We start from the raw sequence: 20431 nt of genomic DNA, 5'->3' as shown, positions 1-20431 counted from the left end.
CCGATACGAACCGGAGCACGATGATGATCGACATGATGAAAGCCACTATCGGCAGAACGTCCGCCGGGCATCGCGCGCAACAGCAGCACGCGCTGAAGTTGCGCAGAGCCGTGGGCCTCGCGATCGTGACGAGCGGTTTTGCGCTGATCGCCGCGCAAGCGGTGCAACACGCGCTGCAACACGTGGTCGGCTGAGCAGCGCGAGCGAGGCGGTTTTCCCGTGGAGATCGTGCAAGGCTGTGAGTCAGAAGGCGCAGTGGCGACACGTCACACGAACATTTCGCCTTTCTAAGATAAACTGTCGAGCGCTCGTTTTGCCGGGCCTGACATGAGCGGGCTCCTGGCGCTCCGTTCTTCACTGCCGGTTCGTATCACTCTTCGAAGGAGTCATCATGGCCAAAAAAGAAGCTGTACAGCACGTCAATATCGGGATCAGCGACAAGGACCGCAAGAAGATCGCGGAGGGGCTGTCGCGTCTGCTCGCGGACACCTACACGCTGTACCTGAAGACCCACAACTTCCACTGGAACGTGACGGGTCCGATGTTCAACACGCTGCACCTGATGTTCGAAACGCAATACAACGAACTGGCGCTGGCGGTGGATTCGATCGCTGAACGGATTCGCGCGCTCGGCGTGCATGCGCCGGGCAGCTACAAGGATTTCGCGAAGCTCTCGTCGATTCCCGAAGCGGACGGCGTGCCTTCCGCGGAAGAGATGATCCGTCAGCTGGTGGAAGGTCAGGAAGCCGTGGTACGCACCGCGCGCGCAATTTTCCCGTCGACGGAAGCGGCCAACGACGAGCCCACCGCCGACCTGCTGACGCAGCGCATGCAGACGCATGAAAAGACGGCGTGGATGTTGCGCTCGATGCTGGCTTGATCGTTGCCAGTGGATGCTTGCCCAGACCGGTTTGCAAAACTGGACAAGCCGGACGCAGGCAGATGCAATGAACAAAGCCTCCCCTAGCGGGAGGCTTTGTTTTTCTGGCTACCGCTTCGCTTTGACAGGTCAACGCTGCGTCGGTGCACAAGCTCCTTGTCGCTGCGCGTCACGGTCAGGGAAGGCTGCTGTTCGCATCCCGTAAAATAGCGGCACCGTCATTGCAATCCACCCGCATTCGCCGAGTCCGTCATGTTCGCCCGACTTCCCCTGTATCTGCGCCTCGTGCGCATGGACAAGCCCATCGGCAGCCTTCTGCTGCTGTGGCCGACGCTCAACGCGCTGTGGATCGCCTCGGACGGCCATCCGTCCTGGCCGCTGCTCGCTATCTTCACTGTGGGCACCGTGCTGATGCGCTCGGCGGGTTGCGCGATCAACGACTACGCAGATCGCGATTTCGACCGCTACGTGAAGCGCACCGAAAATCGCCCGATCACGTCCGGCAAGATCAAGGCGTGGGAAGCGGTGGCGCTCGCGGCCGGACTGTCGTTGCTGGCGTTCCTGCTGATCCTGCCGCTTAACACGCTGACGAAGGAACTCTCGGTGGCGGCGCTCTTCGTCGCGGGTTCGTATCCGTTTACCAAGCGCTTTTTTGCGATCCCGCAGGCGTATCTGGGCATTGCGTTCGGCTTTGGCATTCCAATGGCGTTCGCAGCGATACAGAATCAGGTGCCCATGCTCGCCTGGGTCATGTTGCTTGCCAACGTGTTCTGGTCGGTCGCGTACGACACCGAATATGCGATGGTCGATCGCGACGACGACATCAAGATCGGCATCCGGACCTCGGCGCTCACATTCGGCCGCTTCGACGTGGCCGCGATCATGCTGTGCTATGCGGTAACGCTCGGCATCTACGTCGGCATCGGCGTGCTGCTCGGTTTCGGCGTGATGTACTGGCTTGGATGGGCGGTTGCGGCAGGCTGCGCGGTCTACCACTACACGCTGATCCGTAACCGCGAGCGCATGCCGTGCTTCAAGGCGTTCCTGCACAATAACTGGCTGGGCGGGGCCTTGTTCGTCGGCATTGCCGCGCATTACGCGGTGGCTTCGTTCTAGCTTTCAGGTTTCGGGTTTCAGCGCGCCACGGGCGGCGCTTGCCGCCGTGAGCGCGCGGTCCGTTGTGACAGACCTACGCCAACAGAGGCCGCGCGCCCGCGGCGTACTCCATTCCCGCAAACGGCGGCTCGCGGACAGCAGTCGATAACCGTTTACTGCCTGCCGAACTCCTCGCCCATTTCTTTTGCGCGCGCGTCGGCCGCGAGCGCGCCGCGCACAATTGCGTCCTTCACGCCGCTCGCGTCGAACGACGCAAGCGCCGCAGCGGTTGTGCCGCCCTTCGAGGTCACGCGCTCACGCAACACGCTCGGCGGTTCATCGGAGTTTGCCGCCAGTTGCGCGGCTCCGGTGAAGGTCGCCACGGCGAGCGCGCGGCCTTGGGCTTCGTCCATGCCGAGTTGGCGCGCCGCCTCCTGCAATGCTTCGATGAAGTAGAACACGTAGGCCGGGCCGCTCCCTGAAATCGCGGTGACAGCGTCGATTTTTGCTTCGTCGTCGAACCATACGGTTTCGCCCACCGCGCCGAGCACCTGGGAGGCGAGCGCGCGGCCCGCTTCGTCGACGCTTGCGGTCGCGGTCAAGCCGGCGACGCCCATGCCGATCAGCGCAGGCGTATTGGGCATGACGCGCACGACGCGCGCGTGACCGTTCAGCCAGCGCGACATGTCGTCCATGCGAATGCCGGCGACGATGCTGATGACCAGTTGCGACGCCTTCAGGTGCGCTGCAAGCGCTGCGGCGACGCTTTTCAGGATCTGCGGTTTCACCGCGAGCACGACGGCGTCATAGTCGGCGAGCGCCGCGTCGGCGGCCGCGCCGGTCTTGATACCGAACTGCTCTTCGTTGCGCTTGCGCGCGTCTTCGTTCGGATCGATCGCATACAGGTCGGCGGGCGCGACGCCGCGCTTGATGAGGCCGCCGATCAACGCCGCAGCCATGTTGCCGCCGCCGATAAAAGCAATTTTCATGATGTTCCGGGAAGGTTTGATTGAGATCTTGAAGCTGAACTGGTCAGGATTGCGCGGCCGCTGAATCAAGCTGCGTGAGCACTGCATGAGTGCTACATGAGCGCTTTTTTGAGCACTTGCGCAGCCGTCAATGCGAGTAGTCGCGGGCGCCGAATATCGCGGTGCCCACGCGCACGATCGTTGCGCCTTCGAGCACGGCCGCCTCGAGATCGCTCGACATGCCCATAGAAAGCGTATCGAGCGGCAAGCCTTCGTCTCGCAGACGTTCGAACAGCTCGCGTAAGCGGCGATGCGGCACCCGTTGCTGGTCGATGTTGCCGGCCGGCTCGGGAATCGCCATCAGCCCGCGCAACCTGAGCCTCGGCAGCGCGGCAATTTCTTTTGCCACCTGCAGGGCATCTTCGGCGCTGACGCCGCTTTTCGACGCCTCGCCGCTGATATTGACCTGCAAGCACACGTTCAGCGGCGGCAGGTGCTCTGGACGCTGCTCGGAAAGCCGCTGCGCGATCTTCAGCCGATCCACCGAATGCACCCAATCGAAATGCTCGGCCACTGGTCGCGTCTTGTTCGACTGCAACGGCCCGATGAAATGCCATTCGAGCGAAGCGCGCAAATCGCCGAGCGCTTCTATCTTGGTGAGCGCTTCCTGCACGTAGTTTTCGCCGAACGCGCGCTGGCCGGCCGCGTGGGCGGCGCGCACGTCCTCGGCGGGAAAGGTCTTGGAGACCGCGAGCAGCGCAATGGAACGCGCGTCGCGTCCGGCTACGTGAGCGGCCGTGGCGATGCGTTGCTGCACCGCTTCGAGGTTATGGATCAGATCGGGCATGGAGCGAACGGGAGCGAACCTGAGGTCGATAAGGACGATGCCCCGATTATACGGACAGCATGTGCTCGACCAGTTCAATCCAGTGCGCGACCGGCGTCGACGTGCCGCTTTGCAAATGCGAAATGCAGCCGACGTTCGCCGAGACAATTACCTGCGGCTCCTGCGCATGCAGCCGTTCGAGCTTCTGGTCGCGCAGTGCGTAGGAGAGCTTCGGCTGCGTGAGCGAGTACGTGCCCGCCGAGCCGCAGCACAGGTGATTGTCGGCGGGCAGGCGCACTTCCACGCCGAGCTTCGTCAACAGATGCTCGACCCTGCCGCGCACCTGCTGCCCATGCTGCAGCGTGCAAGGCGGATGAAACGCGACGGTATGGATCGCGCGGCGGCGCGTGAGCGCGACAAGTTCTTCCTCGAATTCCGGCAGGATCTCGGCGATGTCGCGTGTCAGTTCGACGATGCGGTGCGCTTTCTCCGCATACGCCGGATCGTGCCGCAGCAGGTGCGCGTATTCCTTGACGGTTGCGCCGCAGCCCGACGCGTTCATCACGATAGCCTCGACGCCTGCTTCGACATGCGGCCACCATGCGTCGATGTTGGCGCGCATGTCGTCGAGCGCTTCGTCGTTGTAGCCCAGATGCAGGCGGATTGCGCCGCAGCAGCCGGCGTCCGGCGCGACCACCGTTTCGATGCCGAGCGCATCCAGCACGCGCGCAGTCGCCGTGTTGATGTTAGGCATCATCGACGGTTGCACGCAGCCCGCGAGCATCAGCATCTTGCGGTCGTGTTTGGCGTTTGGCCACGCGAGCGGACGCTGCCGCGCCGGCACCTTGTCGCGCAGTTTTCTCGGCAGCAGCGCGCGGAAATGCTGGCCGAGTCGCATGGTCGGCGTGAAGAGCGCGCTATTCGGCACGAAGCTCGCGAGGAGTCTGCGCGTGAGGCGCTGGCCGAGCGGGCGCGTCACTTTTTGCTCGGTGATCTTGCGGCCGATTTCCACCAGCTTGCCGTACTGCACGCCAGACGGGCAGGTGCTTTCGCAATTGCGGCAAGTGAGGCACCGGTCTAGGTGGACCTGCGTGCTGCGCGTAACCTGGGCGCCTTCCACCATCTGCTTGATCAGATAGATGCGGCCGCGTGGACCGTCCAGCTCGTCGCCGAGCAGTTGATAGGTGGGACAGGTGGCCGTGCAGAAACCGCAGTGCACGCAGTTGCGCAAGATGGCGTCGGCTTCGTCGCCATCGGGCGTGTTGCGAATGAAGTCCGCGAGATTGGTTTGCATCGCGCGCTCAGAAGTCAGGGTAGAGACGTCCGCGATTGAAGATGCGGGCCGGATCGAAAGCGGTTTTCAGGCCGCGATGAATTTTCATCAGCGGCGCGGGAAGCGGTGTGAATACGCCGGCGCCGCGGTCGTAGCCGAGGCCCGTGCGAAAAATCGTGGCGTGGCCGCCGGCCTGTTTCGCGCTGATGCGCACCGTTTGCGCGTCGGTGTCCGTGATCCACCAGCGCTGGGCGCCGCCCCATTCCATCAGTTGCGCGCCCGGCAGTTGCAGCGGCTCGGTGATGGACGGCAGCGCGAGCCGCCACAGTGCGGCTTTCGGCGGAATGGCCGCAAAGAACGAGTCGGTCTGCTCGCGCAAACCCGCCCAGAAGCGCTCCGCTTCGACCGCGTCGACGACTTCGCCGCCAAGCGACGAACGCGCCGACTTCACAGCACTTTCTGCGCCTGCGAGACGCACGGCGAGCGTGCCGTGTCGCCAGGCGCTCGCGGTGATGGGCAGCGGGCGGCCGCCCCATTCGTTGAGCTTGCGCACGGCGTCGGTGCCGTTCATGTCGAACTTGAGCGTGGCTTCGGCCTGCGGCTGCGGCAGCACCTTCAGCGACAATTCGAGGATCAGCCCGAGCGTGCCGAGCGAGCCCGTCATCAGACGCGAGACGTCATAACCGGCGACGTTCTTTACCACCTGGCCGCCGAAGTGCAGTGTTTGTCCCTGGCCGTTCATGATGACCGCGCCCAGCACGAAGTCGCGCGCCGCGCCCGCCGACGGACGGCGCGGACCGGCAATGCCCGCCGCCACGCAGCCGCCGAAGGTGGCCTGCGGCCCGAAGTGCGGCGGCTCGAAGGCCAGCATCTGATTGTGTTCGGCGAGCGCGGCTTCGATTTCGAGAAGCGGCGTGCCAGCGCGTGCGGTGATCACCAGTTCCGCCGGGTCGTACGCGATGATGCCGCGATAGGCGCGCGTGTCGAGGATCTCGCCTTCCAGCGTTTGACCGTACCAGTCTTTCGTGCCGCCGCCGCGCACGCGCAACGCGCGTCCCTCGGCGCTGGCGGAACGCACGCGCTCCGACCACATGGCGACGATGTCGTCCTCTTCCATGATGCCCTGCTTCGTTGTGTTTCGAACGATTGTACCGGGCGGGGGCTTGCTGGCAACCCGGAGCGGACCCGCATCGGGTAATCAGGGTGGGAGGCTGGAAACCCCGCCGCGACGGGCTATGCGCGATGCGTGACGCTAGAAGCGCGGCAGCTCCGGATGCGGTAGCAGACCGCCGCGCACGTGCATCTTGCCGTATTCGGCGCAGCGTGCCCGGGTGGGGATTCCCTTGTCCGGATTCAGCAGGCCGGGCGGATCGAAAGCGCGTTTGACGGCGTGAAACGCGTCGCGCTCTTCCGGCGAGAACTGCACGCACATCGAGTTTATCTTCTCGATGCCGACGCCGTGCTCACCTGTCACCGTGCCGCCCAACTCGACACACGCTTCGAGAATGTCCGAGCCGAACCCCTCGGCGCGGTGCCATTCGTCCCGGTCGTTGCCGTTGAAAAGAATGAGCGGATGCATGTTGCCGTCGCCCGCATGAAACACGTTGATGCAGCGCAGTCCGTACTTCTTTTCCATTGCTTCGATGCGCGACAACAGGGGGCCGATACTGCGGCGCGGCACGGTGCCGTCCATGCAGTAGTAGTCGGGCGAAATGCGGCCGGCGGCCGGGAACGCGTTCTTGCGGCCGGACCAGAAGCGCAGCCGCTCGTTTTCCGTGCGCGAGATCTGGATGCGGGTCGCGCCGTGCTCGCGCAGCACCGCGGTCATGCGCACGATCTCGTCGGCGACTTCCTCGGGCGTGCCGTCGGATTCGCACAGCAGGATGGCTGCCGCATCGAGGTCGTAGCCCGCGTGTACGAACTCCTCCACGGCGCGCGTGGCGGGCTTGTCCATCATCTCGAGGCCCGCCGGAATGATGCCCGCCGCGATGATGCCGGCGACCGCATCGCCGCCTTTCACGACGTCGTCGAAACTTGCCATGATGACCTGCGCCGTTTGCGGTTTGGGTATCAGCTTGACGGTGACCTCGGTGACGATTGCGAACATGCCTTCGCTGCCTATCAGAACCGCGAGCAGGTCGAGGCCGGGCGCGTCCGGTCCGAGCGAGCCGAATTCGACGATCTCGCCTTCCATCGTCACGGCGCGCACGCGCAGCACGTTATGCACGGTGAGGCCGTATTTCAGGCAGTGCACGCCGCCCGAATTCTCGGAAACGTTGCCGCCGATCGTGCAGGCAATCTGCGACGACGGGTCAGGCGCGTAGTACAGGCCGTAAGGCGCGGCCGCTTCCGAGATCGACAGGTTGCGCACGCCCGGCTGCACGGTGGCGGTCCGCGCGTAGGAGTCGACTTCGATGATCTTTCTGAAGCGCGCGAGCGACACCACCACGCCGTGACGAATCGGCATAGCGCCGCCGGAAAGACCGGTGCCCGCGCCGCGCGGCACGATCGGCACGCCAAGGCGATGACAGATCTGCACGATGCGCTGCACCTGCGACTCGGTTTCGGGCAGAGCGACGGCAAGCGGTAGCCGGCGATAGGCCGCAAGGCCGTCGCAGTCGTACGCGACGGTGTCTTCGTCGCGATACAGCAGGCAGTGGTTCGGCAGTACCGCCATCAGCGCCTGCACGACTTCGCGCTGACGCTCTGCGAGAACTTCGGCCGTCAGTTCGGCGGGTGCGTTCATGTGCATCGTCTCCTCTTGCCTCTTGCCTTTCGCCCGTCGCCCGTCGCCCGGCGCTCGTTGGCGCGGGCGCGGGCGTTGCAGGCGGCCACCGTGGCGGTTCGACCGCTCGCTTGCTGCTCAGTTACGCCTCGTTCTGCCTCGGCGCTGCATGGCCGCGCACGGCCTCGCATATCACGCCGCCCAGCTGAAAATCTTGCCCGGGTTCATCAGATTGCGCGGGTCCAACGCGTGTTTGATCGAGCGCATTGTGTCGACCGCGACATCGCCGTGTTCTTCGAGCAGAAAGCCCATCTTGTGCAGGCCCACCCCGTGCTCGCCGGTACAGGTGCCGTCCATGCTCAACGCACGCTGCACGATGCGATGGTTCAGACGCTCGGCCTCGGCCAGTTCCTCCGGCTTGTTCGGATCGATCAGAATTGCGACGTGGAAGTTGCCGTCGCCGACATGGCCGACGATGGGGCAGGGCAGCGGAGAGTCCTTCAGGTCCTGCTCCGTTTCGACGACGCATTGCGCGAGGCGCGAGATCGGCACGCAGACGTCGGTAGTGACGGCACGGCAACCCGGCTTCAATTGCAGCATCGCGAAATAGGCGTTGTGACGCGCATTCCACAGACGGCTGCGATCTTCCGGCCGCGTCGCCCATTCGAAGCCTTCGCCGCCGTTCTGCCCAGCGAGTTCCTGCACCAGTTGGGCCTGTTCCTGGACGCCGGCTTCGGTGCCGTGGAACTCGAAAAACAACGTGGGCGCCTCGCGCAGCGTGAGGTTCGAATGCCGGTTGATGGAGCGGATTGCGAGCGCGTCGACGAATTCGACGCGGGCAATCGGCACGCCGATCTGAATCGTTTCGATGACGGCGCGCACGGCATCGCCCATCGACGGAAACGCGCAGACCGCGGCGGATACCGCTTCCGGCTGCGGATACAGACGCAGGGTGATTTCCGTGATGACGCCGAGCGTGCCTTCGGAGCCCACGAAAAGCCGCGTGAGGTCGTAACCCGCGGACGACTTGCGCGCCCGTGTTCCCGTTTTGATGACGCGGCCGTCGGCCAGCACGACGGTCAGCCCAAGAACGTTCTCGCGCATCGTGCCGTAGCGCACCGCATTGGTACCGGAAGCACGCGTTGCCGACATGCCGCCGATGCTCGCATCCGCGCCTGGATCGATGGGGAAGAACAGGCCGGTGTCGCGCAGCGCCTCGTTCAACTGCTTTCGTGAAATGCCGGGCTCGACAGTAACTGTCAGATCTTCGGCGTTGATCGACAGCACTCGGTTCATTTCTGACAGATCAATCGACACGCCGCCTTGCACCGCGAGCAAGTGCCCTTCGAGCGACGAGCCGTTGCCGTAGGGAATGATCGGCACGTTGTACTGGCCGCAGAGCCGGACGACGGTCTGGACGTCTTCGGTATTCCGCGCGAATACGACGGCGTCGGGCAGTTGGGGATCGAACGGCGATTCGTCGCGGCCATGGTGCTCGCGCACGGCTTGCGCGATGGACACGCGTTCGCCGAAGGCTTCGGTGAGCGCGCTGAGCAGTTCGGCGGGGAACGGCCGGCGCAGCGGGGCCGGCGTAACAAGGTTATTCACGCATGTCTCCGTTATCGACCCGAGTTAGCGCTTTAGCGCTTACTCGGGTCCTACCTATGGTATCGACCGGAGTTAGCGCTTTAGCGCTCACTCTGGTTCTAGCTATGGTATCGACCTGAGTTAGGGCTTTGGCGCTTACTCCGGTTCTATCTATCGTATCGGCCAGAATTAGCGCTTTTGCGCTGCGTCTAGTCCTGGCTATCGTGGTTGACCAGGCTCAGGGCCCACTCTGGCCAAATGAAAATAGTCGCTACTAATCCTGGCGAAGCGTTGTGAACCGCTTTGCAGCAGGTGTTTCATTCTACGCCGATCGCTCGTCAGCGAGGTTTGGATCAGCGCAACTCGTACCGCGCCTCTGCATCTCCGCGTCTCCGGGTAGCCTCGCCCGTCGCTCCTATAATGGCGGCGAGCGCGGGATGCGCGCAAGATGGTCAACGCAATGCCATACACGGCGCATGCACAAGGCCCGATGCGCGCTGGCTGTCTCCCGCCTGCCGCGCGCGAAAAGCCGAACGGCGCCCGCCTCATCACCGATCGAATGGGAACACATCATGGGTAACCGCCTGAGCAAGATTGCCACGCGCACCGGCGACGACGGCACCACCGGCCTCGGCGATGGCCGGCGCGTGCGTAAAGACAGCGCACGCATAGCCGCAATCGGCGATGTGGACGAACTGAACTCGAATCTGGGCGTGCTGTTGTGCCAAACGCTGCCGCAGGACGTGCGGGCCGCGTTGCTGGCGATCCAGCACGATCTGTTCGATCTGGGCGGCGAGCTTTGCATTCCCGGCCACACCATGATCACCGAGCGCCACCTTGCCCAACTCGACGGCTGGCTCGCCGAGTACAACGCGGCCTTGCCGCCGCTGAAGGAATTTATCTTGCCGGGCGGCTCGCGGGCGGCGTCGCTCGCGCACGTCTGCCGCACCGTTTGCCGCCGCGCCGAGCGGGCGATCGTCGCGCTCGGAGAACAGGAAGCGCTCAACGCGGCGCCGCGTCAATATGTGAACCGTCTGTCGGATCTGCTCTTTGTGCTTGCGCGCGTATTAAATCGCGCTGACGGCGGCACCGACGTCCTCTGGCAGCATGATCGCAACCGCGCGTAGGCAGTCGATGCGGCCCGCGTAGGCAGGCACGACGCAGGTTTCCGCCTGCGACAATCTGTCTGAGCGAAACTGTAATCTTAAAGATGTATCGTATTTGCATCTTTAAGGAGAAGTACAGATGACCGCCCTTACCGCTGATCAGATTGCCCGCGTCAAAGCAACAGTTCCCGTGCTCGCCGAACATGGCACGACCATCACCAGGCACTTCTACAAGCGCATGTTCGCGCACCATCCGGAACTGAAAAACCTGTTCAATCAGACGCATCAGCAAAGCGGCAACCAGCCGGAAACGCTCGCTCGCGCGGTATATGCATACGCGGCCAACATCGACAATCTGGGCGCGCTCGGGCCCGCCGTCTCGCGAATCGCCAACAAGCACGCGAGCCTGAACATCCGCCCGGAGCACTACCCGATTGTCGGCCGCCATTTGCTGGGCGCGATCGTCGACGTGCTCGGCGACGCGGTCGATCAGCCGACGCTCGACGCATGGCAAGTGGCTTACGGGCAGCTCGCGAATATTTTTGTCGGCACTGAGGCGAAGCTTTACGAGGGCGCGGCGTGGAGCGGCTTCCGCCCGTTCAAGGTGGCGCGCAAGCAGGTCGAGAGTGACGAAATCACGTCTTTCTACCTCACTCCGGCCGACGGCGCCGCCGCGTGTGGCTTCGAACCGGGCCAGTACGTCAGTGTGACGCGCTTTGTCGACAAGCTCGGCGTGGACCAGCCGCGCCAGTACAGCTTGTCGGATGCGCCGCATGGCAAGTGGCTGCGCATTTCTGTCAAGCGCGAAGACGGTCGCGAAGACGCGGCGCCCGGCCATGTGTCGAATCTGCTCCACGCCGACGTGGAAGAGGGCACCGTCGTGCATGTGAGCGCGCCGATGGGCGACTTTACGCTCGAGCGCAAGAAGAGCACGCCGGTCGTATTGATGAGCGGCGGCGTGGGCGTCACGCCGATGATCTCCATGCTCTCGACGCTGCTCGCCGACGGCAGCGAGCGCAGCGTGAGCTTCGTGCACGCTTGCCGCAACGGCCGCGTGCATGCGTTCCGCGAGTGGCTGAACGAGACGGTGGCCGCGCATCTGAACGTGAAGCGCGTCGTGTTCTATGAAGCCGTGGAGGCAGCCGACCGGCAGGGCGTCGACTACGATTTCGAAGGTCGTCTGGACGTGACGAAAATTGCGGACCGTGTAATCGTGCCGGACGCGGATTACTACATCTGCGGCCCGGTGCCGTTCATGCGCGCGCAGCGCGATGCACTGACTACTCTCGGCGTGGAGCCCGCGCGGATCCACACGGAAGTATTCGGTTCGGGTGCCGTGGAGTAAGTCGATTCGTCCGTTCGGGCCACCAGATAAAAACCCGGCTCATCGAGCCGGGTTTTTTGACTACGAGCTGCGAAACCGCATCGGCGAGATGCGGCGATATGCGGCGAGATGCGGCGAAATGCAGTGAGACGCAATGAGACGCGGCTCAGTTGCCGCTTCCGCGCGCCACGCGCCGCTGCTTGACTGCGTCCGCCAGACCCTCGAGCACGGCGACGCTGTCGTCCCAGCCGATGCATGCATCCGTCACGCTCTGACCATAGGTCAGTGCGCAGCCTTCCTGCAAATCCTGGCGGCCTGCCACCAGGTGCGATTCCACCATGACGCCGACAATTCTTTCGTCGCCCGAAGCAATCTGGCGGCCGATGTCCGCGCACACCGGAATCTGGTTCTCGTGCTTCTTCGAGCTGTTCGCGTGGCTCGCGTCGATCATCAGACGCGCGGCGAGCCCAGCCTTGCCGATGTCCGAGCACGCTGCGTTCACGCTGTCCGCGTCGTAGTTCGGCGCTTTGCCGCCGCGCAGGATGATGTGGCAGTCCTCGTTGCCGGCCGTCGACACGATCGCCGAATGCCCGCCCTTCGTGACCGACAGGAAATGGTGCGGCTGCGAGGCAGCCTTGATCGCGTCGACGGCAATCTTGACGTTGCCGTCGGTGCCGTTCTTGAAGCCGACCGGGCACGACAGTCCCGAAGCCAGTTCGCGGTGCACCTGCGACTCCGTGGTCCGCGCGCCGATCGCACCCCACGAAATCAGATCGGCAATGTACTGCGGGCTGATCATGTCGAGGTACTCGGTGCCGGCCGGCAGGCCCAGTTCGTTGATGCGCAACAGCAGTTCGCGCGCGGTGCGCAAGCCTTCGTTGATCTTGAAGCTGTTGTCCATGTGCGGATCGTTGATGAGGCCTTTCCAGCCGACCGTCGTGCGCGGCTTTTCGAAGTACACGCGCATCACCACTTCGAGTTCGCCCGCAAAACGCTTGCGCTGTTCGACGAGACGCCTTGCGTATTCCATTGCCGCTTTGGTGTCGTGAATCGAGCACGGGCCGATGATCACGATCAGGCGGTCGTCCATGCCGTGCAGAATGCGATGCATCGCGGTGCGCGAGTTGTAGATCAGGTCGGACACGGCTTCGTCGCACGCGAACTCGCGGATCAGGTGCGCCGGGGGAGTGAGTTCTTTCAATTCTCGAATGCGGACATCGTCGGTGTTGTGCGGGGGCATGTTGTTCTCCTCGTTCGGTTCGTAGCGTGTTCGCGCGGGCGGCGCGTGCAGGGCGGTTTGTTCAAAAACTGGATGTGCAAAGACTCGGGGCGAAAAAAAACCGCCAGACTCGCTGGCGGTTTTTCGGGAATTCTCGGTGTTCTGCGTGCGCTAACACCCCTCTCGATCCGCCAGCGGTCTGAGATACCAGAAAAAGTAAAAGTAAAACTTGGCGGACATGGCGAAAGGGAGTCGCTGGTCAAGAAAGGTGAATGACTTTATAACCCGGTCAAGCGCGGTTGACAAGCGGGATGCGGGAAAAATGCGGGAAATCCGCATACTTCGCCAGTTCCGTGCACGAAGTATGCGGAAATCTCAGGTTCAGGCCGTGCCGCCCACGGTCATCCGGTCGATGCGCAGCGTCGGCTGACCCACGCCCACCGGCACGCTCTGGCCTTCCTTGCCGCACACGCCGACGCCCGAGTCCAGCTTCATGTCATTGCCGATCATGCTCACGAACTTGAGCGATTCGGGGCCGCTGCCGATCAGCGTCGCGCCCTTGACCGGGTAGGTGACCTTGCCATTCTCGATCATGTAGGCCTCGGAGGCCGAGAACACGAATTTCCCGTTCGTGATGTCGACCTGGCCGCCGCCGAAATTCACCGCGTACAGGCCGTTTTTGACCGACTCGATGATTTCCTGCGGATCCTTGTCGCCGTTCAGCATGTACGTGTTGGTCATGCGCGGCATGGGCAGCGCCGCGTACGATTCGCGCCGCGCGTTGCCTGTGACCGGCATTTTCATCAGCCGTGCGTTGAGCGTGTCCTGAATGTAGCCCTTCAGAATGCCGTCCTCGATTAGCGTCGTGCACTGGGTCGGGTTGCCTTCGTCGTCGATATTGAGCGAGCCGCGGCGGTTCGGCAGCGTGCCGTCGTCGACGACCGTCACGCCTTTCGCCGCGACCTGCTCGCCAATGCGTCCGGCGAACGCGGACGACCCCTTGCGATTGAAGTCGCCTTCGAGGCCGTGGCCAATTGCTTCATGCAGCAGCACGCCGGGCCAGCCCGGGCCGAGCACTACCGTCATCGCGCCGGCCGGAGCGGGGCGCGCCTCGAGGTTCACGAGCGCCGCGTGCACCGCGTCGTCGACATAGCGCGACAGCACTTCGTCGGTGAAGTAGCTGTAGTCGAAGCGGCCGCCGCCGCCGCCGCTGCCCACCTCGCGGCGGCCGTTCTGCTCCGCGATCACGGTGACGGAGACCCGCACCAGCGGGCGGATGTCGGCCGCGAAGCCGCCGTCGCTGCGCGCGACCAGCACGACGTCGTATTCGCCCGCGAGGCCCGCCATGACCTGCTGGATGCGCCGGTCGCGGCCGCGGGCCATGTGTTCGATGCGCTCGAGCAGCTTGACCTTGGCGGTTGCGTCGAGCGAATGCAGCGGATCGGCGGGCAGGTACAGATCGCGCCCGGCAATGCCCGTCAGCGACGACGCTACCTTGATCTTCTGCTTGCCGCCGCCGGCCTTGGCGATCGCGCGGGTGGCAATGGCCGCCTGGCGGATCGCTTCCGGAGAGAGGTCGTCGGAATAGGCGAAAGCCGTGCGGTCGCCTGACACGGCGCGCACGCCCACGCCCTGGTCGATGCTGAAACTGCCCGACTTGACGATGCCTTCTTCGAGGCTCCAGGCTTCGCTGCGCGTTGCCTGGAAATACAGGTCGGCGTAGTCGACACGATGCGTGAAGATTTCGGCGAGCGTGCGGGTGAGCAGGGATTCGTCGAGACCGTAGGGCGCGAGGAGGATGTCCTTGGCGGTGGCGAGATTACGGATACCGGGTTCGATGATGTTCATGCGAAGTATGTTCTGCTCGATACGAAGGGTTCGGTTGGCGCCACCGTCACTATATGAGTGAGGCAGGCCGCAGTTTCAATCTCTGTTGCTAGCCCAGCACCCGATGACGCCAGGCCGGCAGGCTTTGCCGCACTTCGTCGATGCGGGCGCGCTCCAGCGTACCCGCGACCACGCCGGCGCCCTCGTCGCGCACCGCGACGATTTCGCCCCACGGGTCGATCAGCATGCTGTGGCCCCAGGTGCGGCGGCCGTTCTCATGCTTGCCGCCTTGCGCCGCGGCCAGCACGTAGCACTGGTTTTCGACGGCGCGAGCGCGCAGCAGCATTTCCCAATGCGCGCGGCCCGTCGTGTAAGTGAACGCCGAGGGCACCACCATCAGCGTGCAATCGCCCATGCGCCGGTACAGCTCGGGAAAGCGCAAATCGTAGCAGACCGACAAGCCCACGCGCCCGAACGGCGACTGGAAGGTGCGGACTTCGCCGCCGGGGCAGATGGTGCGCGCCTCGTCGAACGATTCCTCGCCCTTTTCGAAGTTGAACAGGTGGATCTTGTCGTAGCGCGCGGCCTCGTTGCCTTGCGGGTCGAACACCAGTGTGGTGTTGAGCACGCGCGACGGCTCGGGTGCGGCGATCGGCAACGTACCGCCGATCACCCACAGCTTGTGGCGGCGCGCGGCATCCGCGAGAAAACGCTGGATCGGACCGTCGCCGTAAGCCTCGCGCACGGCGAGCTTGTCGGTGTCCTTGAAGCCCATGAAGCAGAAGTATTCGGGCATCAAGACGAGTTGCGAGCCGTCGGCCGCCGCTTCGGCCATCAGGCGTTCGGCCTCGGCCAGATTGCGTTCCGGTTCCGGCGTGCTGACCATTTGCAGTGCGGCGACGCGAAAGGTGCCCTGCGCGCCGGCCGCCGGCTCGCTCTGCGCGGCATGCGGCGCAGCGGTGGAGGAGGCGGGCAATGAACTTGAAGAGACGTGTGTTTCGCTCATGAGCGTCTTGGAAAACTCCCGGCAGGACGGCGGCGCGACAGCCGGCGCCGCCTACGTCGTTCAGGGCAGGCCCAGGCCGCCGGCACCGCGCCACGCGCTGCATCACAGAAGCGGCCATGTATGCGCCGGGCCGCCGAGCGCTGCGCCGACAGTGCGGCTTTCGCCCCGCCGCAGCGCAATTCCGGCGCAATCGCCCGGGACGCCCGGCTCGCCGCTCAGTTGGCGCCGGCGGTCGAAGCTGGAGCGTCCATCTTACCCCGATCGCTCTTGACCCGCTCGATGTGCGGTTTCGACCAGGAGCCGGTAATCGCATACTCGCGCGCAAACGCATGCGACACCGATTTGCTGAACGCCAGATCCGCCACCAGCGCGCCGAGGCCGAGCAGCGGATTGACCACGGCGGCCGCGACGACCGCCGCGCCCGCGCTGACGGTCGGCACGATCTGCACATGCAGGTCTTGGGTTTCCTGCGCGAGGTCGACGGAGCCCTTCATCTCGGCACGGGCCGGCGCGGTCACCATTTCGAAATTCTCGGTGCGGCCGATGCCGTTGCGGACCTGCGCGGTGCCCGTCACATGTTCGAACGGCAGACCCTCGCCGATCACGTCGCGGAAATTGAGCGTGGCGAAGCGCGCGAGGCTTTGCAGACTGAGCACGCCAAGCAGCTTGGCCACGCCCGGATCGACCTTGAGGATCTGACCGTGGCGCAGGTCCACGGCGAGATTGCCGTTGAGCGTCGGATAGTCGATTGCCGTCGGTCCGCCGCGCCACACCATCTTGCCGGACAGCGTGCCGCTGCCCGCCTTCAGCGTGCGCGGCTGGCCGAAGCGCTCGAGCAGCCCGCCCGCGTCCTTGATGTCGAGCTTGAAATCGAACACGGTGCGCCGCGGGGTGGTTTCGTCGGCGGCGTTGCCGAGTTCCGTCGAGGTGCGCCAGTTGGCCGTCGCAGTGAGCGTGGCCGACGGGTTCGTTATGTCCAGCTTGTCGAGTTGCCAGACCGGCACGCCGTCTTCGGTGAAGTTGTGCGCGCCGACTTCCAGCCGGCCGATGTTGCGGTCGCGCACGATCAATTCGCTGACGACGAGATCGATCGACGGCATGTTCTGTGCCGGTGCCGACATGGCCTGGCCGAGCAGATCCTTGTCCGCGACCGACGGAATCACGACGCGCGCAAAGCGCGCCTGCAGCGTGCCGGGCGATGCCTTGTTCACGCCGGGCAGCCACGAGACGTGGCCGGACACCTGATTGGACGCGATGTTTGCCTGCCATTTGCCGTCCGTGTGGGAGGCGCCGACGATCACGCTTTCCCAGTGACGCTTGAGCAGCGTCAAGGTGCCGATGTGCAGCGCAAAGCGGCTCGGCAGGAACTGCGCGACCGTCGGGTTCGGCGGAGCGGGCGCGGCGGCCGCGGCGGCGGGGGCCGCGGGCGCTTCGTTGCTGCGCAACTGCGAGATCAGCGCGCGCCAGGCGTCGGCGTCGAAGGCGTCCACGTCGACCGCGGCGATTACGCCTTCGGAAGGCAGATCAGCCGGCCGGTTGACGCCGATCGCGCCGCGCACCACCGTCGGCGGGGTTTTGGGCTCATAGTGCAGCAGATAGCGCGCGGCGATCGGGCCAAAGTTCAGCTCGGCGCGCTCGAGCCCGCTTTCGCCCGCCACAGTCGACGGACCGGCGGCGAGGTGCAGCGGCATCGGCTCGCCCACCGGCTTGTTGAAGGGCGCGGGGAAGTCGAGCGCGAGCCCCGTCAGATCCGAGTTCGCCGTTACTTGCGGCAGCTTGCCCTTCGCGCCATGCACGCTGAGCGCATACGGCGCGCTACCGCTCATGCGCGTGAGCACCTGCGCCGCGGGGCCGTGCAGATCGAGGCCGCGCGCGGCATCGACCGCGATGTGGCCGTCCACGTCCAGCGCGTAAGTGCCGTCCTGCCTCAGACCGCCGCTCGCCCGCATGTCGCCGCCGAGAAACCGCGCGGTGAGCCGCTCGGTCTGCGCACTGCGTTCCGTAAAGCGCACCTTGCCCTTCAATTGCGACAGCGGCGGCACGTTCTCCACGCTCAGACGGTTGTTCTGAAAGCCGAGCGCGCCTTCCACGCCGATGTGCGGCTTGGGCGTGCGCGGCACCGTCAGTTTGAGCGCGAGCGAGGCCGGCCCTTCAGCGCGAACTTTTTCGGTCTGATGCCTTGCCATGATGCCGAGCGAGCTTTCGTTCACGTAGTCGAGCATGTCGGCGAGCGGACCCAGGCCGTCGCCTTTGATGACGAGACTGGACTCGCGCGTGCCGAGGTCGTCGATCCGGCCGTTCACGCTGCGCAGCGCAACGCGCTTGTAGCGCGCCCGGTCGATGTCGAAGCGCAGCACGTTCTGCCTGATTTCGAACACGCCGTCGATGCCGTCGAGCGGCGGCCACACGTTTGGCGTGCCGTTGCGCATCTTGCGCGGCGGGTAGGGCGTCGGGTCGAACTTGCCGCCTTTGAAAGGCGCGACGATATGGAAGATGCCCGCTTCGGGATCGCGCGAGTACGGGAATTTGGTCAGATCGCCGTGCACCTCGATCTTCGCGCCGCGCGACATGCCGGCCTGCAGGCCGTGACCGAGGTAGATGCGCAGTTTCTCGCTGATGCTGGTGGGCAGATAACGGACGATGCGCGACACCTGCGCGCGCTCGAAATCCGCTGTGAGGTCGAGCGAGCCGCGGCCGTGGCCGGGGTTGCTGTAGTCGGCGCTCGCGGTGGCCGCCACGTCCGCGTTCGAAACGCCGAAGTCGGCCAGCTTGACCGTAAACGCCGGGTGGTTCTCGCCGGGCGCTTTCGGCGAGATGGTCCAGTCGGCGCGACCATGCAGACGGTCGAGCAGCAGGCGCGGATCGTCGAACACGCCCGGCAGCGTAATCGCGACGTTGCTGGTGTCGAGCGTGGCGGTGCCGCGGTGCTGATCGGCATCCACGCTGCCCCACAGATTTTCGATGCCCGGAATACCCGCGCGCGGGTGGTTGCGTGCGGTCAGCCCCGGCGGCGGTTCCTGCGCGGCGACGCTGATGCCCTGCAGATCGCCCTTGAAGCGGTAACGCTCGATGGGCTCGGCGCCCGTGCCGTGCCGGTCGCCCCCGGGCTCGCCCGACTCCGGCTTCGCGCGCTCGACTTCGATCACATAATTGGCGACGAGCCCGCGCGGGTTATAGCGCACGAGGTTGTTCAGGAGCCGCCGCGGCAGCGGCAGCGCGCGGCTGAATTCCGCGAGAATGCCCAGGTCGACGCGGTCGCCCGCCACGCTGATGAGCTGGCCGTGCTGCTGCGAGGCCATCCGGTAGTGGCCGTCCAGCGTGCGGAACGCGAGCGTGCGCGTGAGCGGCGTGCCGTCATCGAGCGGCGGCTGGCCCAGTTCGGCGCGCAGGTCGTTCAGTTGCAGCTTGTAGTCGCCTTGCTGCCCCTCCACGCGCCAGCCGAAACTGGCTACCGGCAGCAGCAGCTTCGGCTGCGTGGGCCGCACGCGCAAAGCGACATCGGCGCCGTTCATCTGGCCGCTTGCCGAACTCATGCGACCGTCGGCGAAATCAACCCAGATTGCGTTGTCGATGCGTCCTGCAAACGTCTCGATCGGGAATTTGATGTAGCGCGCGAGCGTGGGCAGGTCGACCGGTCCCGTCGACACATAGGCTTGCCCTTTCCAGTTCACCGGCTTGCCTATGGCGGCAAGCGGCGCGTGCCGGAAATGCGTGCGGAAGTCCAGCGGGCCGCGCAGCAGATGGCCGTCGGGCGGCGCCTGAAGCGCGAGGCGGTGGTCGTAACCGTCGTTGAGAATCGCAATGCGGATGTCGCGCAGCGCGAGTTCGGGCGCGTCGCGCTGGGCGTCGCGCCAGCGCAGCACGCCGCCCCGCACGACGATGGCCTGCTGGCGCATGAGCCACGTCGACAATGTGTCGTTGCCGCTATGACGCGTCGGCACCGGCACGCCGGCAACCGACAGCACGCCGTCGCTGCCGCGCGCGATCAGCACGTCGGGCTGGTCGACGATCAGACTCGAGAGCACCGGACGAAACTGCCACAGCGAACGCCACGACAGCGTCGCGGTGGCGTGCGGGATGGTGAGCGCAGGTTTGCCTTCGCGGTCGCGAATCACCAGATTCGTGATGTCGAGCCCTGGCTGGAAGCCGCTCCAATGCGGCGCGAGTTTGCCGATGCTGAACTGCGCATGCAGCTTGTCGGAGACGGTCGCCTCGATGCGCGGACGGAACGCGTCGGCGCGCGGCAGCACGCCATAACGCAAGCCGAGAAAGAGTCCCGCCGCGATGAAATACAGGACGAGCGCAAGCGCGAGAACGACGTGAAGAGTCCGGCGCAGCACGACATGGTCGCCTCCGCTCACAGGCCGGGCCTGCCCGGTTTCCTGCGGGTCGGCGGATTCGTTTCGCTCGGACATGCTGCGGCGGGTGGGCGTATGGTAGTTTTGCGAGTTAACGACGAAATGTAACACACAGAAAAGCGTCGACAGGACTTCGTGAAACCCTGTCTGTGCGCCGCTGCACGGCCGGCATCGGCGTGCCGCCAGTCGTCGTGCGACGAGCCGGTGATGCCGGTTCATGCCAATCAAGCAACGAGC

Annotated in this window: 16 protein-coding genes; 6 read left to right on the top strand and 10 right to left on the bottom strand. The window is 64.8% G+C overall.

The window, feature by feature from the left end; all coding sequences use genetic code 11:
- Positions 1-20 precede the first annotated feature (20 nt).
- The 3 genes from JNB89_RS17975 (at position 21) to ubiA (ending at position 1996) form a co-directional block, all read left to right on the top strand.
- Positions 21-194, top strand: a complete 174-nt coding sequence (locus JNB89_RS17975) for a hypothetical protein (protein WP_220363188.1) — start codon at positions 21-23, stop codon at positions 192-194.
- A 197-nt stretch (positions 195-391) separates the two neighbouring features.
- The gene (locus JNB89_RS17970; RefSeq protein WP_013338077.1) at positions 392-880 is read left to right on the top strand and encodes a Dps family protein; all 489 of its coding nucleotides are present in this window, start codon (positions 392-394) and stop codon (positions 878-880) included.
- A gap of 252 nt (positions 881-1132) precedes the next feature.
- Complete coding sequence (gene ubiA, locus JNB89_RS17965; protein WP_135894221.1) at positions 1133-1996, top strand: 4-hydroxybenzoate octaprenyltransferase; 864 nt, start codon at positions 1133-1135, stop codon at positions 1994-1996.
- A gap of 152 nt (positions 1997-2148) precedes the next feature.
- Here the strand turns inward: ubiA and proC are convergent, their stop codons facing one another.
- The 6 genes from proC to JNB89_RS17935 all read right to left on the bottom strand — a co-directional run bounded on the left by proC (position 2149) and on the right by JNB89_RS17935 (position 9375).
- Complete coding sequence (gene proC / locus JNB89_RS17960; RefSeq protein ID WP_013338079.1) at positions 2149-2964, bottom strand: pyrroline-5-carboxylate reductase; 816 nt, start codon at positions 2962-2964, stop codon at positions 2149-2151.
- A 127-nt stretch (positions 2965-3091) separates the two neighbouring features.
- The gene (locus JNB89_RS17955; RefSeq protein WP_220363164.1) at positions 3092-3790 is read right to left on the bottom strand and encodes a YggS family pyridoxal phosphate-dependent enzyme; all 699 of its coding nucleotides are present in this window, start codon (positions 3788-3790) and stop codon (positions 3092-3094) included.
- A 46-nt stretch (positions 3791-3836) separates the two neighbouring features.
- Complete coding sequence (gene glcF, locus JNB89_RS17950) at positions 3837-5063, bottom strand: glycolate oxidase subunit GlcF (RefSeq protein WP_135894224.1); 1227 nt, start codon at positions 5061-5063, stop codon at positions 3837-3839.
- A gap of 7 nt (positions 5064-5070) precedes the next feature.
- Positions 5071-6159, bottom strand: a complete 1089-nt coding sequence (glcE, locus tag JNB89_RS17945; protein WP_220363163.1) for a glycolate oxidase subunit GlcE — start codon at positions 6157-6159, stop codon at positions 5071-5073.
- A 135-nt stretch (positions 6160-6294) separates the two neighbouring features.
- Positions 6295-7788 (bottom strand): FAD-linked oxidase C-terminal domain-containing protein, encoded by a 1494-nt coding sequence (locus JNB89_RS17940; protein ID WP_220363162.1) that lies wholly within the window; start codon positions 7786-7788, stop codon positions 6295-6297.
- Between the two features lie 171 nt (positions 7789-7959).
- Entirely contained in the window at positions 7960-9375 is a 1416-nt protein-coding gene (locus JNB89_RS17935) for an FAD-linked oxidase C-terminal domain-containing protein (RefSeq protein WP_220363161.1), read from the bottom strand.
- A gap of 551 nt (positions 9376-9926) precedes the next feature.
- Here JNB89_RS17935 and JNB89_RS17930 point away from each other — a divergent pair.
- The gene (locus tag JNB89_RS17930) at positions 9927-10481 is read left to right on the top strand and encodes a cob(I)yrinic acid a,c-diamide adenosyltransferase (RefSeq protein ID WP_013338085.1); all 555 of its coding nucleotides are present in this window, start codon (positions 9927-9929) and stop codon (positions 10479-10481) included.
- Between the two features lie 118 nt (positions 10482-10599).
- Entirely contained in the window at positions 10600-11805 is a 1206-nt protein-coding gene (hmpA, locus tag JNB89_RS17925; protein WP_220363160.1) for an NO-inducible flavohemoprotein, read from the top strand.
- A 145-nt stretch (positions 11806-11950) separates the two neighbouring features.
- Here the strand turns inward: hmpA and aroG are convergent, their stop codons facing one another.
- Positions 11951-13024, bottom strand: a complete 1074-nt coding sequence (gene aroG / locus JNB89_RS17920; protein WP_013338087.1) for a 3-deoxy-7-phosphoheptulonate synthase AroG — start codon at positions 13022-13024, stop codon at positions 11951-11953.
- A gap of 57 nt (positions 13025-13081) precedes the next feature.
- Here aroG and JNB89_RS17915 point away from each other — a divergent pair, with 57 nt between their 5' ends.
- Positions 13082-13279 carry a hypothetical protein gene (locus JNB89_RS17915; RefSeq protein ID WP_167507875.1) on the top strand — a complete coding sequence of 66 codons (198 nt, stop codon included), beginning with the start codon at positions 13082-13084 and terminating at the stop codon, positions 13277-13279.
- Positions 13280-13384: 105 nt separating this feature from the next.
- Here the strand turns inward: JNB89_RS17915 and tldD are convergent, their stop codons facing one another.
- The 3 genes from tldD to JNB89_RS17900 form a co-directional block, all read right to left on the bottom strand.
- A complete protein-coding gene (gene tldD, locus JNB89_RS17910) occupies positions 13385-14851 on the bottom strand; it encodes a metalloprotease TldD (RefSeq protein WP_013338088.1) in 1467 nt (488 codons plus the stop codon).
- An 88-nt stretch (positions 14852-14939) separates the two neighbouring features.
- Positions 14940-15836: a carbon-nitrogen hydrolase family protein gene (locus JNB89_RS17905; protein WP_220363159.1), complete on the bottom strand. Its 897-nt coding sequence runs from the start codon at positions 15834-15836 to the stop codon at positions 14940-14942.
- 215 nt (positions 15837-16051) lie between these two features.
- Positions 16052-20251: a YhdP family protein gene (locus JNB89_RS17900; RefSeq protein ID WP_220363158.1), complete on the bottom strand. Its 4200-nt coding sequence runs from the start codon at positions 20249-20251 to the stop codon at positions 16052-16054.
- Positions 20252-20431 lie beyond the last annotated feature (180 nt).

Origin of the sequence: Paraburkholderia phenoliruptrix, assembly GCF_019511605.1 — a bacterium.
In the GTDB taxonomy this organism is placed as follows: domain Bacteria; phylum Pseudomonadota; class Gammaproteobacteria; order Burkholderiales; family Burkholderiaceae; genus Paraburkholderia; species Paraburkholderia phenoliruptrix_A.
The sequence above is the reverse complement of the archived record's forward strand: the minus strand, read 5'-3'. Positions and strand labels throughout refer to the sequence as shown.